This is a genomic window from Nocardia sp. Marseille-Q1738 (assembly GCF_965283145.1).
This window is the reverse complement of sequence record NZ_CBDIMS010000013.1, coordinates 40767-54299: the sequence shown is the minus strand read 5'-3', so window position 1 is coordinate 54299 and position 13533 is coordinate 40767. Positions and strand designations below refer to the sequence as shown.

General features: G+C 67.9%; 10 protein-coding genes. 4 read left to right on the top strand and 6 right to left on the bottom strand.

Annotation, left to right across the window (positions count from 1 at the left end):
- The first annotated feature begins 21 nt into the window (after positions 1–21).
- Positions 22–1338: a DUF5685 family protein gene (locus ACWPXK_RS31710; protein WP_454199844.1), complete on the top strand. Its 1317-nt coding sequence runs from the start codon at positions 22–24 to the stop codon at positions 1336–1338.
- A 68-nt stretch (positions 1339–1406) separates the two neighbouring features.
- Here the strand turns inward: ACWPXK_RS31710 and ACWPXK_RS31705 are convergent, their stop codons facing one another.
- Entirely contained in the window at positions 1407–2294 is an 888-nt protein-coding gene (locus tag ACWPXK_RS31705) for a MaoC family dehydratase (protein WP_454199843.1), read from the bottom strand.
- Positions 2294–3652, bottom strand: coding sequence for a 3-oxoacyl-ACP reductase (locus ACWPXK_RS31700; protein WP_454199842.1), 1359 nt, complete (start codon positions 3650–3652; stop codon positions 2294–2296). Before ACWPXK_RS31700 ends, ACWPXK_RS31705 begins: the two co-directional genes overlap by 1 nt.
- A 210-nt stretch (positions 3653–3862) precedes the next feature.
- Between ACWPXK_RS31700 and ACWPXK_RS31695 the strand changes: the two genes are divergently transcribed.
- Entirely contained in the window at positions 3863–5185 is a 1323-nt protein-coding gene (locus tag ACWPXK_RS31695; protein ID WP_454199841.1) for an acetyl-CoA C-acetyltransferase, read from the top strand.
- 84 nt (positions 5186–5269) lie between these two features.
- Here the strand turns inward: ACWPXK_RS31695 and gnd are convergent, their stop codons facing one another.
- A complete protein-coding gene (gene gnd / locus ACWPXK_RS31690; protein WP_454199840.1) occupies positions 5270–6298 on the bottom strand; it encodes a phosphogluconate dehydrogenase (NAD(+)-dependent, decarboxylating) in 1029 nt (342 codons plus the stop codon).
- Between the two features lie 459 nt (positions 6299–6757).
- Here gnd and ACWPXK_RS31685 point away from each other — a divergent pair, with 459 nt between their 5' ends.
- Entirely contained in the window at positions 6758–8530 is a 1773-nt protein-coding gene (locus ACWPXK_RS31685) for a VanW family protein (protein WP_454199839.1), read from the top strand.
- Between the two features lie 116 nt (positions 8531–8646).
- On the opposite strand, the gene ACWPXK_RS31680 is transcribed toward ACWPXK_RS31685, so the two are convergent.
- The 3 genes from ACWPXK_RS31680 to ACWPXK_RS31670 all read right to left on the bottom strand — a co-directional run bounded on the left by ACWPXK_RS31680 (position 8647) and on the right by ACWPXK_RS31670 (position 12588).
- Entirely contained in the window at positions 8647–9732 is a 1086-nt protein-coding gene (locus tag ACWPXK_RS31680; protein WP_454199838.1) for a DUF4185 domain-containing protein, read from the bottom strand.
- Positions 9733–9800: 68 nt separating this feature from the next.
- Positions 9801–10550: a helix-turn-helix domain-containing protein gene (locus tag ACWPXK_RS31675; RefSeq protein WP_454199837.1), complete on the bottom strand. Its 750-nt coding sequence runs from the start codon at positions 10548–10550 to the stop codon at positions 9801–9803.
- Positions 10551–10752: 202 nt separating this feature from the next.
- Positions 10753–12588, bottom strand: a complete 1836-nt coding sequence (locus ACWPXK_RS31670) for an acyl-CoA dehydrogenase (protein WP_454199836.1) — start codon at positions 12586–12588, stop codon at positions 10753–10755.
- Positions 12589–12858: 270 nt separating this feature from the next.
- On the opposite strand from ACWPXK_RS31670, the gene ACWPXK_RS31665 reads away from it, so the two are divergent.
- A complete protein-coding gene (locus ACWPXK_RS31665; protein WP_454199835.1) occupies positions 12859–13449 on the top strand; it encodes an alpha/beta hydrolase family protein in 591 nt (196 codons plus the stop codon).
- Positions 13450–13533 lie beyond the last annotated feature (84 nt).

Genomic DNA, 13533 nt, shown 5'->3' with positions numbered 1-13533 from the left:
CAGAGTGCGTGAGTTCGACAAATGCGGACCGGCGAATTCGATCGAGCCGGGGGAAACGGGGCGGAAGTGTTCGGGTTGCTCAGGCCGTGTGCGCACGGCGCTCAGAAATACGGCATCGATAGCACGGATTGGCGTGCGCATTTGTGCGGGTTATGTCTGGGGTTGCGGGACGGGCACGGTCAGCTTGCCCGCGCCACGACCAACAAGGACGCGCTGGTGCTGAGCATGCTCACCGAGGCGCAGTCCGGTTCGGCGCCGCGCACCACGGCGGCTCCGTGCCCGCTGCGCGGAATGCGGCGGGCCTCGGTGGCCGCCGCGGACTCGCCCGGCGTGCAGCTGGCCACCACGGCCTCATTGCTGTTGGCGGCAGCCAAGATTCGCGATCACGTGGATGACGGTGAGGTGGCCGCGCTCGCGCGTGGACCGCTGGCGAAAGCTGCGACGCGGTGGGCGGGGGAGGCACGCGCGGGCGCCGCGCGGATCGGTCTCGACGTCGAACCCCTCGTCGCCGCGCTCGACGCCCAAGTGCGACTGGAGCAGGAGGCGAAAGAGCTGGTCGCCGTGGGCGGTTCGAGTGCGGCCGCACTGCGGGCGGGCGGGTTCGTGCCGGAATCGCTTGCTGCTTCCTCGCATTGGCAGTCGGCGATGGCGTCGTCGGCCGATCCGCTGGACCGGCTCACCGCACCCACTCAGCTGTGCGCGTCGGCGTTCTTCGCCCACACCGCCGTGCTGGCCGATCGCCCGGACAATGTAGAAGCCCTGCGCGAGGCGGGGTGGCAGTTCGGCCGGATCGCGCATCTGGCCGACGCCGTCGCGGACTATGACGAGGACTTGTCTCGGGACAACTTCAATCCCCTCGCGGCCACCGGGACAACCTTGCACGAGGCATACGACCTGGTGCGCCAATCGAATTCGCGCCTGCGAACCGCTATCGCCGCGGCCGAGCTGAGCCGGGTGCCGACCGTACGCTGGATGCTGCTCGACCCGCTGGCCTCGGTGCTGCGGCGGATCGGCAGCGGCCTCGGGACGTTGGCCGCACACAGCTGCTCGGTGTCGCACGACAGCGCCGGACTGCCGCATGCCGAGGCCCACCTCCACATGCACCGCACCGGTCATCGTCCACCGACCCGCCGCCCCGGAATAGGCGAATCCCTCGCACTCATCCTGGGCGCGTACTGCACCGGTTACGCCTGCTGCGCCGATCACACGCAACCCTGCACCGGCGAACGCAAGGACGCCTGGATCAAGGACTGCGATGGCGGTGATTGCGGTGATTGCGGTTGTTGCGATTGCGGCAACTGTGGCTGCTGCAACTGCGATTGTGGCTGCGACTGCTGACAGCTGACATCGTGAAATGAACGAAGCCGCTGCCGGATTCACCTGAATCCGGCAGCGGCTTCGGTCGCTCAGCGAAGAGTCGCCGTCAGGTGCGGGTAGCCCTTCTTCGGGTGGCGCAGCGCCAGATCCCAGCCGCCTTCGACCTGGTCGGCGTACACGTTCACGGTGGAGGGCAGCAGAATCGGCTTGCCGAACTTGACCGAATACGTGGTCTTCTCCGGAATGCGCCCCTCGATCGAGCCGAGGATGGTCGCCGCCGACCACATGCCATGCGCGATCGACCTGGGGAACCCGAATGCCTTGGCCCCCAACGCGGACGTGTGGATCGGGTTGTGATCACCCGACGCGGCCGCGTACCGGGTGATCGTCTTCTGTTCCACCCGCAACGTGCGCAGCGGCGGGGGCGGGACCTCCTCCGGCTTCGGCTCCGGCTTCGGCCCGCCCGACAATGAGGTGCGCTGCTGGTGCAGGAACGTGGTGATCTGGTGCCACACCAGCTCACGCCCCACCTTCACGTCGCTGATCGCGTCGACGAGCAGACCCTTCGGGTGCTCGCGCAGATTCTCGATGTGCGTGCGGATGTCCAGCGGCTCGCTCACCGAGATGTCGCGAGTGCGCTCGATGACATTCTCCGCGTGCACCGCACCTACCGCGACGAACGGGAAGTCCCGTGCCACCACCAATTGCATGGCAAGCGGGAAGGTGAGGATGAACGGGTAGGTCAGCGGCAGCGCGTCGCCGAACCGCAGACCGGTCGCCCGGCAGTAGGCGGCCAGGTGATCCGGGTCGACCCGCAGACCCTCCAGCTGAACGGCCCGGTCCGGCAGCGTCGGCTTGCGCGCCGACAGCAGCGGCACCGCGCCGAGCGCCGCCTTGGCGAACAGCCGGCTGTTCTTCGGTGGCTCGGTGAGCGTGATCACCTGTGTCTGTTCCCCCGCTGCTGCGCTGTGGGCCATCATGCTCCGATCAGGCTCTGCCCGCAGACCCGAACGACGTTGCCGGTCACCGCGTTCGAGGCCGGGCTCGCGAAGTAGGCGATGGTCTCGGCGACGTCGACGGTCTGTCCGCCCTGCTGCAGCGAGCTCATCAACCGGCCCGCCTCACGGGTGGCCAGGGGGATGGCGGCGGTCATCGCGGTCTCGATGAAACCGGGCGCGACGGCGTTGATGGTGATGTTCTTCTCCGCCAGCTTCGGCGCCTCGGCGGCGACCATGCCGATGACGCCCGCCTTGGATGCGCCGTAGTTGGTCTGGCCGCGGTTGCCCGCGATGCCGGCGATCGAGGACACGTCGATCACGCGACCGCCCTCCTTCAGCGCGCCCCGGGCCACCAAGCCCTCGGTAATGCGATGCGGCGCGGCGAGATTCACGTTGATGACCGAGTTCCAGCGACCCTCGTCCATGTTCGCCAGCAGCTTGTCGCGGGTGATGCCCGCGTTGTGCACGACGATGTCGATGCCGCCGAAGCGCTCGGTGGCGAATTCGGCCAGCTTCTCGGCCGCGTCGGGAGCGGTCACGTCGAGCGCGAGCGCGGTGCCGCCGACCTTGTTCGCGGTCTGCGACAGTGCCTCGCCCGCGGCCGGGATGTCGGCCACGATCACTTGGGCGCCATCGCGGGCGAACACCTCGGCGATGGTCGCGCCGATCCCGCGCGCCGCGCCGGTGACCACGGCGACCTTGCCCTCCAGCGGGCGGTCCCAGTCGGCGGGCGCGGTCGCGTCGTCCTTGCCGACGCGGATGACCTGGCCGTCGACGAACGCCGACTTGGCCGAGAGCAGGAACCGCAGGGTCGACTCCAGGCCGGTCGCGGCGGCCGGAGCCTCGGGGTGCAGGTACACCAGCTGGGCGGTCGCGCCGCGCCGCAGCTCCTTGGCCACCGAGCGGGTGAAGCCCTCCAGCGCCCGCTGCGCGATCTGCTCGTCCACGCTGGACGCCAGCTCGGGCGTGGTGCCGATGACCACGACGCGCCCGGACGGGGCGATACTGCGCATGGCGGGCTGGAAGAACTCGAACAGCTGCGAGAGGTCCTCGATGGTGCCGATGCCGGTGGCATCGAACACTACTGCGCCGTACTTGGTTTCGGGACTGAGCGCGTCGGCGAAAGTGTAGTCCGACAGCAGCGTGCGGACCGGCTCGGCGACCCGGCCCTTGCCGCCGAGCAGCACCGGACCGGGCAGCGGCGACTGGCCCTTGACATAGCGACGCAAAGTCTCCGGCTGCGGCAGGCCGAGCTTGCTGGCCACGAACGCGCCGGGAGCGGAGTGTACGAACGATCCGTAGAGGTTGGGAGCACCCTTGTTCTTGCTGGCTGCCACTATTCCTACCTTTTCTGAGTTCTGTCTCTCGGGTTGGAGGTCGCCCCGGCGTGGTCTGCTAGCGCACTTTTGCGGGGTACGTGTCGACATTGAACTTACTCCAGAGTAAGTTTGTTGTAAACAACCGCGACGGTGCGCCGATCCGCGTGGAGTCAGCCACGCCGAACCGGGCCGCCGGGGACATCCATCCACGAGACCTTGGAGACTCGAGTGACCAGCAAAGCCAATTCGGCGAAGAGCACCGCCAAGACCGGTAAGACGACCCGCCCGGTCGCGATCGTGGGCGGCAACCGGATTCCGTTCGCTCGCTCGGACAAGGCGTACGCGCACGCCTCCAACCAGGACATGTTCACCGCCGCGCTGGACGGGCTGGTCAGCCGTTTCGGCCTGCAGGGCGAACGGCTCGGCATGGTCGCCGGCGGCGCCGTGCTGAAGCGGGTCGGCGAGCACGGCCTGATCCGGGAGAGCGTGCTCGGCAGCACGCTGAGCCCCTACACCCCCGCGCATGATCTGCAGCTGGCGTGTGGCACCGGCCTCCAGGCGATCGTCACCGTCGGTGACGCGATCGCCGCCGGTCGCATCGAGGCGGGCGTCGGTGGCGGCACCGACACCACGTCCGACGCCCCGATCGGCGTGAGCGAAGGCCTGCGCGAGTGGATGCTCGACGCCAACCGCGCCAAGACCAACAAGGACCGTCTCAAGCTGGTCGGCCAGCTGCGCCCGAGCATGCTCGGCATCGAGATCCCGCGCAACGCCGAGCCGCGCACCGGGTTGTCCATGGGTGAGCACGCCGCCATCACCGCCAAGGAATTCGGCATCGCGCGCGAGGCGCAGGACGAGCTGGCCTACCTGTCGCACAAGAACATGGCGGCCGCCTACGACCGCGGTTTCTTCGACGATCTGATCACGCCGTTCCTCGGCCTGACCCGCGACGACAACCTGCGGCCGAACTCCTCGATCGAGAAGCTGGCCACGCTGAAGCCGGTCTTCGGGGTGAAGGCGGGCGACGCGACCATGACCGCGGGCAACTCCACCCCGCTGACCGACGGCGCCTCCGCCGTGCTGCTGTCCAGCGAGGAGTGGGCCGCCGAGCGCAAGCTGCCGGTGCTGGCCCACCTGGTCGACAGCGAGGTCGCCGCGGTCGACTACATCCACGGCCCCGACGGCCTGCTGATGGCGCCGACCTACGCGGTGCCGCGCCTGCTCGCCCGCAACGGCCTGACCCTGCAGGACTTCGACTACTACGAGATCCACGAGGCGTTCGCCTCGGTGGTGCTGGCCACCCTGGCCGCGTGGGAGTCCGACGCCTACTGCAAGGAGCGTCTCGGCCTGGACGGCGCGCTCGGCTCGATCGATCGGAGCAAGCTCAACGTCAACGGCTCGTCGCTGGCCGCGGGCCACCCCTTCGCCGCCACCGGCGGCCGCATCGTCGCCTCCACGGCGAAGCTCCTCGCCGAAAAGGGCTCCGGCCGCGCCCTGATCTCCATCTGCGCGGCGGGCGGCCAGGGCGTCGTCGCCATCCTGGAGCGCTGATCGCGCCGAGCGCCGGAAGTACTCCGCGCACAACGTATGGGGCCCCCGATCGGAGTTTCCGATCGGGGGCCGCATTGTGCTCGCCTAATTACCTGGTAGCTCGTGGTGACCGCCGAATGCCTTCCGCATCGCCGAGAGCATCTTGTCCGCGTAGAGGGCCTCACCCCGGGAAGAGAACCGCGCGAACAACGCGGACGACAGCACCGGCACGGGCACGCCGATATCGATGGCGGCATCGATCGTCCAGCGCCCTTCGCCGGAATCGGACACCCGGCCGCTGTAGGTCTCCAGGTCCGGGTCGGCGTGCAGTGCCGCCGCGGTGAGGTCGAGCAGCCAGGAGGCGACCACCGAACCCCGCCGCCACACCTCGGTGACCTCGGGCACGTCGATGTCGTACCGGTAGTACTCGGGATGCTCCAGCGGCGTCTCCTCCGCGGAGAACTCGCCCGCGTGCTCGGCGCCGTAGTTGGCCTTGTGCAGGATGTTCAAGCCTTCGGCATAGGCGGCCATCGCACCGTACTCGATGCCGTTGTGCACCATCTTCACGAAGTGGCCCGCGCCGGCCGGTCCACAGTGCAGATAGCCGAGCTCGGCCGTGGACGGCTCGCCGGTACGCCCCGGCGTCCGCTCGGCCGCCTCCAAGCCCGGGGCGATGGATTTCAGCAGCGGGTCCAGGTACTTCACCTGCTCTGCCTCGCCGCCGATCATCAGGCAGTAGCCGCGCGTGCGGCCGAATACCCCGCCCGAGGTGCCGATGTCCAGGTAGTGGATGCCCTTGGGCCGCAGCCGCTCGGCGCGCTCGATGTCCTCGTGGTAGCGGCTGTTGCCGCCGTCGATGACGATGTCGCCGGGTTCGAGCAGTTCGGCCACCTGGTCGATCACCGCGCTCGTGGCGCCGGCCGGGATCATCACCCAGACCACGCGCGGCGTCTCCAGCAGCCGCACGAACTCGGCGAGGTCGGTGCTGCCCTGGAAGCTGTCCTCGAGCTCGGCGCGCAGTTCCTCGATGTGCTTCGCGCGAGGCTCGTACCCGACGGCGGTATGCCCGTCGGCGACGATCCGACGCACGATGTTGGCGCCCATTCGGCCGAGGCCGATCATTCCCAGCTGCATGCCATCCATCTCCCTCGTGTGCGAAGTCCTGCGGCGTCCAGCGCGAGCCGCTCCGGGGCGGTCCTTCTCGATTGTCCCGCGTTGCATCGATCACGGTCTGTCCGGCGCGTGTAACGCCCCATGCGATACGCCGATAAACAGGGCGGCTCCGCGCAGTTGCCAGACCCCCGACCCGGCAACTGTGCGGGCCTCTTTGCGTGCTGTACCCGGCTCTTTTGCGCGGGATTTGCTGCTGATCCGTGCTGTGCCGACCCCGGTCGGCAAGGGCCACTATCGTTGGTGGGGACTCGTGTCGTGCGGGTCCACAATTCAATCGAACGTGGAGGACGGTTCGTGACGAGCCAGCCGAGCACCGGAGACCGCGGCCCTAGAGCGGGTGGCGACGTCGGATGGCGCCAGCTCCTCGGGGCGGATCGACCCCAGGAATCAGATCAATCAGCCGGGTGGCGTGGCGATGCAATGCCCACCCAGCCCATGCACACCGGCCTGCGGCGGCCGTCGCCTCCGCCGCCGCGTCGGGCATCCGGGCGCCGTCCGATTTCCAGCCCGCCGCCGAACCGCCAGGATGCCGCCGTGCTGCGCCGGGTGGGTATCGCGGTCGGCGCGGTGCTCGCTCTCGCGGGTCTCGGATACGCCGCGGACTGGGCGCTGTCCTCGGGCGAGGTGCCTCGCGGCACCGTCGTCGAGGGCGTCGACATCGGCGGCATGGACAAGTCCGCGGCCGATGCCCGCCTGCGCGCGGAACTCGAGCCCAGAGCGAGCCGGGAACTGCCGCTGCGCATCGGCGACGTGCAGACGAGTATCGTGCCGAGTTCCGCCGGACTCGCCGTGAACTGGGACGCCACCTGGTCGCGGATCGGCTCCCAGCCGCTCAGCCCGTTCACCCGGCTCGCCTCCTTCTTCACCACCCGCGACGTCGCGATCGTCAGCGCGGTCGACGAACCGGCATTGGACCGCCAATTGTCCGAACTGCGGGTGCACGACCGCCCCACGGTCGAGGGCACCATCACCTTCGACAACGCCAAACCGGTTGCGGTGCCGCCGGTTCCGGGGCGGGTGCTCGACCTCGGGCCCGCACGTGCCGAACTGGTCGACAACTGGATGACCAGTGGGCCACTGGATCTTCCGGTCGTGCCCGCGCCGCTGAGCGTGCGCCCCGAGGCGGTGGATCAGGTGCTGCGCGAGATCGCGCAGCCTGCGGTGCAGGCGCCGATCACGTTCGCGGGCAAGGGCGCCGCCGCCAGGCTCGACCCGGAACAGATCGCGTCCGTGCTCACCTTCGCGCCGGACGGACAGGGTGGCCTGGCCGTGTCGGTGAACCAGGACGCCGCGATCGGCCTGCTCGCCCCGCAGCTCGCGCCAACGGAAGTCGAGCCGAAGGACGCTACCTTCGCTGTATCCGGCGGTAGACCGGCGGTCGTTCCCGCAGTCGTCGGCGACAAGATCAACTGGCCGAAGACCTTCGAACAGTTCAACGCGCTGCTGGTCGCCCAAGGCGAGCGGACCGGCCAGGCGGTCTATGAGCGAATCGAACCGAAAGTGACCACCGAGGCGGCGCAAGGTCTCGGCATCGCCGAGACGGTGGGTTCGTTCACCACCAGCGGCTTCAGCGGCCCCTCCGGCGTCAATATCCGCACCGTGGCCAGGAAGGTCAACGGCGCGATCGTGAAGCCAGGAGAAACGTTCTCGCTGAATGAATTCACCGGCCCGCGCGGTACCGCGGAAGGATATGTCGAGTCCGGCATCATCGACCACGGCCGTCCCAGCACCGCCGTCGGCGGCGGCATCAGTCAGTTCGCCACCACGCTCTACAACGCCGCGTACTTCGCCGGTATGGAAGACGCGGGCCATACCGAGCACAGCTACTACATCTCCCGCTACCCGGCCGCCCGCGAGGCCACCGTCTTCGACGGCGCGATCGACCTCAAATTCCGCAACAACAGCCAAACCGGCGTCTACATCGAGGCTTTCGTCACCGACTCCGAGGTGACCGTCCGTCTGTGGGGCACCAAGACGGTGGACGTCGAATCCATCACCGGCGAGAAGACCAAACCGACCGACCCCAAGACCATCACCTTGCCCAAGGGCAAGGACTGCATCGCCTCCGAAGGCGCCCCCGGCTTCACCATCTCCGACACCCGCGTCATCACCGACCGCAAAACCGGACGCGAAGTCTCCCGCACCACCCGCACGGTGAAATACGACCCGATTCCGATCGTCAAGTGTGAGTGAGAGTCCCTCCGTTCTCCTAGCGTGTCGCCGAAATAGATCCGCCCCGCCTCGCGATGAGGCAGGGCGGATTATCGCGTGTGCGGGGTAAGGATCTCACCTCGCCGTATCGGGCACCGTCACAGCGGTGTCCGCATCAGCACAACGTTGTATTGGGTGTGCTGGGTGACCAGGAAGTAGAGGTCACGGCCGGTTTGGTACGGGAAGATCATCGGTGCGTACGCGGTGGGCAGGGCGCGGGCCTCGATGAGGACCCTGGGTTCGCTCCACGGTCCTTCGGGGGCGGCCGCGGTGCGCATGACGACGCTGTTGAACGGATCGGTGGTGAGCATGACGAACTGACCGAGGTAGTCGTTCCACATCACCGACAATTCGGCCACGCCGCCCACGATGGGCGCCGCGGTCTTGGCGTCGCCGGGCTTCCACGCCTTGCCGTCCCAGTATTCATAGGCGTCGATGTTGGCGATATCGGATTCTTTCGCGCGGGAGACGAATCCGGGATTGTTGCGGCCGGACGGGGTGCCGTAGCGGTAGATGTAGCCGCCCGCCTTCAGGAAGGCATTCTGCTGGAAGTTCTCGTGGCCGTCGACATTGGCGCGGCGGGTGTGGGTGAGCGGCGTCCAGGTGGTACCGCCGTCGTGCGAGGCGGCCAGCGTGGCGAAATTGGTGTGCCATTTGCCGTGGTCGCCCCATTCCCGGACCGACATCAGGCTCATGTACTGCACACCGCCCACCGAGATGCCCGCCGTGGGGATCAAACTGATTTCGATGCCGGGGATCTTGGGGCTGGGCAAGGGATTCGGCACCACGTCCTCGAAGATGATGCCGTTGGCCGGGTCATGTGTCGAGCTGCGGAAGAGCACGTTACTGGTCCAGGCCCAGATGCTGCCCGCCAGCAGATTGGGGAAGCCGAGCCCGGCGCTGTCGCCGAAAGCGGTGATCATGCGTCCGTTGCCGTCGTCCCACATGATGCCAAGATCGGTGCCGAGCACGTTGAAATTCTGCGTGCGGTTCGGGCTGTCCATGCCGGTCACCTGGAAGACGGCCTTGGTCGGGCCGGGCAGGTTCGGCAGTCCGTGGATGCCGTTGAGGGCCGGGATCGGTATGACGTTGTTGGGGTCGGCCCCGACCGGCGCGGCGGCGGCGAGGGCGAGGACCGCGGCGAGCGCACCGGCACCGGCGAGTGCGGACAGCGATCGAGTCATCCGGCAATTCCCTTCTTCTGGGACGCAGTCTGCTCGCTCATTCTGCCTGTTCGCCGCCTCGATGTCGCTTACATCGGCGCATACGCGCCGCGCGTTCGACCGCTTGTCACCAGCCGGTAAAGCCACCAAGGCCGTTCGGGGAGTTCGGGGCTGTAGACGCGCATGCTCATCGTGCGTACCCGGCGGGTGGCGAGGTCGCGCATCAGCAGCCTGCCGCGCGGGATGTCCGCGAAGCGAACCTCGCTGGTCCACATGCGATCCCAGTCGGGGGAGCGGCGGCAGCGCTCGGCGATCTCCTCGACGCGCTCGCGCGGCGCGAGCGGGGACAGGATGCGAAACGCGTCGACCAGCAGGTGCGCTTCCACGGCCCACTCGACGATCACCCGTTTGGCGGCCGAGTCCAGAAACATCCACTCCAGCATGTTCGATCGGGCGGCGGCTCCCGGAAAAGTCCGCTCGTAGGCGGAGTTCGCCGCCACCAGATCCTGCGTCGGCATTCGTTGATAGCAGGCGGGATCGGGAAGGCTGTGCAGGTCGTCCAGATCGTCGGGAGTCGGCACCCCCGGCCCAGGTCCGTAGGCGGCCTCGAAGAAGTTCGGCAAAGTCAGCACGACGATGTGCCTGCGGTACCAGGCCGGTACTTCGAGCGCGTCGAAAAGCCGCTCGAGCAGTGCGTAACCCGGCATGACCGCACCCGTTTCGACTTGGTCCAGCACCGGCTCGGCGAGCCCGGCGTGTTGGGCCAGGTGCGCGGGCGTCAATCCGGCGGCGAGTCGCCGTTCGCGCAAGTAAGCGCCAATGCCAGTCGCGTTGCGCATCCCCTCGGGCACCTTTGCCGTCACCTTCCGCGCCGAAACGTGGGAGTCGGGAGGCTCCTGCCGCCTCCCGGGAGCACGCAATCTACCGGAGCGCATCGGCGTCGAGCGCTGATCAGACGTCACGAATCGACAACCGTAGACGACAAAACGGCCCGGAGATGATCTCCGGGCCGTTTTGTCGTGTGCGTGTTATGAAGATGTGTCAGAAGGCCGCTTCGTCCAGCTCCATGATGTCGTTGTCCAGGTTGGACAGCACGGCGCGGGTGGCGGTCAGCTCCGGCAGGATGTTGCGCGCGAAGAACTGCGCGACGGCGATCTTGCCGTTGTAGAACGCCTGGTCGGCGCCGGTCGCGCCGTTGTCGAGCGCCGCGATGGCGATCTCGGCCTGACGCAGCAGCTGCCAGCCGATGAGCATGTCACCCACCGAGAGCAGGAAGCGCACCGAACCCAGGCCGACCTTGTACAGCTCGCTCGGCTGCTCCTGGGCGCCCATCAGGTGGCCGGTGAGCGTGGCGGCCATGGCCTGCACGTCCTCCAGCGCGGTGGCCAGCAGCTTGCGCTCGGCCTTGAGGCGGCCGTTGCCCGCTTCGGCGTCGATGAACTTCTGCACCTGGCCGGCCACGTGGGCCAGCGCGACGCCGCGGTCGCGGGCGATCTTGCGGAAGAAGAAGTCCTGCGCCTGGATGGCGGTGGTGCCCTCGTACAGCGAGTCGATCTTCGCGTCGCGGATGTACTGCTCGATCGGGTAGTCCTGCAGGAAGCCGGAACCACCCAGGGTCTGCAGCGACTCGGTCAGGTACTGGTAGGCCCGCTCCGAACCGACGCCCTTCACGATCGGCAGCAGCAGGTCGTTGACGCGGGCGGCCAGGTCGGCGTCCGCACCGGAAACATGCTGGGCCACATCGGCATTCTGGTGCGCGGCGGTGTACAGGTAGACCGCGCGCAGGCCCTCGGCGTACGCCTTCTGGGTGGCCAGCGAACGACGGACGTCCGGGTGATGGGTGATGGTCACGCGAGGCGCGGCCTTGTCGGTCATCTTGGTCAGGTCGGCGCCCTGCACGCGCTCCTTGGCGTAGTCCCGCGCGTTCAGGTAACCGGTCGACAGGGTCGCGATGGCCTTGGTGCCCACCATCATGCGAGCGTGCTCGATGACATCGAACATCTGCGCGATGCCGTTGTGCACCTCGCCGACCAGCCAGCCCTTGGCCGGGATGCCGTGGCCGCCGAAGGTGACCTCACAGGTGGCCGAGACCTTCAGGCCCATCTTGTGCTCGACGTTGGTGACGAAGGCGCCGTTGCGCTCACCGAGCTCGCCGGTCTGGTGGTCGAAGTGGAACTTCGGCACGAAGAACAGCGACAGGCCCTTGGTGCCCGGTCCTGCGCCCTCGGGACGGGCCAGCACCAGGTGCATGATGTTCGGGAACAGGTCGTCGGAGTCGGCGGAGGTGATGAACCGCTTCACGCCCTCGATGTGCCAGGAGCCGTCTTCCTGCTTGATCGCCTTGGTGCGGCCGGCGCCCACGTCGGAACCGGCGTCGGGCTCGGTGAGCACCATGGTGGCGCCCCAGCCCTGCTCGGCGGCGATCTTCGCCCAGCCCTTCTGCTCTTCGGTGGCGTTGTTGTAGAAGATGTTCGCGAAGCCGGGACCGGCGGCGTACATGAAGGCGGCCGGCTGCGCGCCCAAGAGCAGTTCCGCGATGGCCCAGTAGGCCGCGCGGGGAACGGGCAGGCCACCGAGCTCCTCGGCGATGCCCAGCTTGTCCCAGCCGCCGTCCTGCAGCTTCCGGTAGCTCTTCTTGAAGGATTCGGGCAGCGTGACCGTGTGGGTCGCGGGATCGAAGACCGGCGGGTTGCGGTCCGCGTCGGCGAACGACTCACCGAGCGGGCCCTCGGCAAGGCGACGTACTTCGTTGAGCATCTCCTTGACGGTGTCCGCATCGAGGTCGCCGTAGGCGCCGCTGTCCAGGATGGAACCGAGGCCCAGGACCTCGAAGAGGTTGAACTCCAGGTCGCGGACGTTGCTCTTGTAGTGACCCATTGTCAGTACTCACTCTCCGTTGAGTTTGGTGCGGTCGGTTGGTGCCGTTCCCGCCCGTTGTTCGCTCCACCGGGTAGTCATGCCGGTTTTCCGCATGCTACTCGCGGGTAACTTATGCGCCATATTACCGATCGGTAATGAGGACGCAAAGAGCTGAGCAGGCAATGTGACGCGTTTTACAGCGTTTGATGGGCGCGCCGTCGGCGCGTCGTGCACGGAAGCCGCCAGGTGTAGCGAACGCGCAGCGCACCGGGTGCAAAAATAAGCACAATGCGCATCGAGACTAGTGCCGGACCGGCCGAGGTCAAGCTCGAGCAGCCCCGCAGGCCCGCGTTCCTGCTGCTGCTCACGCATGGTGCGGGCGGTGGAGTGGACACGAAAGACCTCCTCGCCGTGCGTGATTCGGCGCTGCGGCTGGGTGGCGCCGTGGCGCGGGTGGTGCAGCCCTATCGGGTCGCCGGGCGTCGGGCGCCTGGTTCTACGGTCAAGCAGGACGAGGCGTGGCTGGAGATCGTCGCTCGGCTACGCGGCCGCAAGCGCATTCCACTGATCCAGGGTGGGCGCAGCAATGGGGCGCGGGTCGCCTGCCGCACCGCCGTCGCGGCCCGCGCTCGCGGCGTCCTCGCGCTCTCGTTCCCGCTGCACCCGCCGGGCAAGCCGGAGAATTCCCGCCGGGACGAGCTACTCGCCCCCGGAGACATCGAGGTCGTGGTCGTCAATGGTGCCAACGACCCGTTCGGCATTCCCGATCCCGCCGATGCTGCCGAAGTGCGGATCATTCCTGGCCAACCGCACGCTTTCCGCGCCGGATTCGATCTGATCGCCGAGACCGTCACCCCGTGGTTGGAGCGCTGGTCCTGAACCGGGCTCTCGGCGCCGCAGGTGGGCGGGCTCAGCCGGGCCCGTCCGGACCATGATCGCGGCACACGGTCCGGGTACTCATCG

Bases quoted from the DNA above. Each gene is read 5' to 3' on its own strand.
- ACWPXK_RS31710 (WP_454199844.1), top strand. From the start codon at position 22: ATGCGGACCGGCGAATTCGATCGAGCCGGGGGAAACGGGGCGGAAGTG.
- ACWPXK_RS31705 (WP_454199843.1), bottom strand. From the start codon at position 2,294: ATGGCCCACAGCGCAGCAGCGGGGGAACAGACACAGGTGATCACGCTC.
- gnd (WP_454199840.1), bottom strand. From the start codon at position 6,298: ATGCAGCTGGGAATGATCGGCCTCGGCCGAATGGGCGCCAACATCGTG.
- ACWPXK_RS31685 (WP_454199839.1), top strand. From the start codon at position 6,758: ATGCCCACCCAGCCCATGCACACCGGCCTGCGGCGGCCGTCGCCTCCG.
- ACWPXK_RS31680 (WP_454199838.1), bottom strand. From the start codon at position 9,732: ATGACTCGATCGCTGTCCGCACTCGCCGGTGCCGGTGCGCTCGCCGCG.
- ACWPXK_RS31675 (WP_454199837.1), bottom strand. From the start codon at position 10,550: ATGCGCAACGCGACTGGCATTGGCGCTTACTTGCGCGAACGGCGACTC.
- ACWPXK_RS31670 (WP_454199836.1), bottom strand. From the start codon at position 12,588: ATGGGTCACTACAAGAGCAACGTCCGCGACCTGGAGTTCAACCTCTTC.
- ACWPXK_RS31665 (WP_454199835.1), top strand. From the start codon at position 12,859: ATGCGCATCGAGACTAGTGCCGGACCGGCCGAGGTCAAGCTCGAGCAG.